This is a genomic window from Neisseria sp. HMSC70E02, from assembly GCF_001838645.1.
Taxonomy (GTDB): Bacteria; Pseudomonadota; Gammaproteobacteria; order Burkholderiales; family Neisseriaceae; genus Neisseria; species Neisseria macacae.
This window is the reverse complement of record NZ_KV838095.1, coordinates 8,964-9,381: the sequence shown is the minus strand read 5'-3', so window position 1 is coordinate 9,381 and position 418 is coordinate 8,964. Positions and strand designations below refer to the sequence as shown.

Genomic DNA, 418 nt, shown 5'->3' with positions numbered 1-418 from the left:
ACAGCTTTTTACGGCTCATCATTTTCAGACGACCCATCTCATTCTATTGAATCGTGATAAGGCTCGTCCAAATAATAAGGTTTCGCTTTCAATCTTTCCCATTTGACTTTCGGGCGGTCTTTCGATGAACCGAACACATTGCCGCCTGTCGTTCTCTTCCGCTTTCCAGTCAGATAATTGTCGCTGTACTCCTCAATTTCGCCTGAAGCCCTGTGATATTCGTGATATGAATATCCAATCAGGAGAAAGCGGTCGTTTTGGTAACGGAATAGGTAGTCAATGCGGTCCTTCCACCAGTTTCCGCAACTGTAAAACCCTTCAAAATGGACTTTCAGACGACCTTTATTGATGGAGACATCAGAAAACGGGTCGTCAAGACAGCCCTTATCTTTATCGCTTTCAGGCGGAATCAGCGTTG

Annotated in this window: 1 pseudogene; it reads right to left on the bottom strand. The window is 45.0% G+C overall.

Annotated features, from left to right (window positions below):
• Positions 1-38 precede the first annotated feature (38 nt).
• A pseudogene (locus tag HMPREF3277_RS06560) lies at positions 39-418 on the bottom strand (hypothetical protein); the annotation flags it as partial.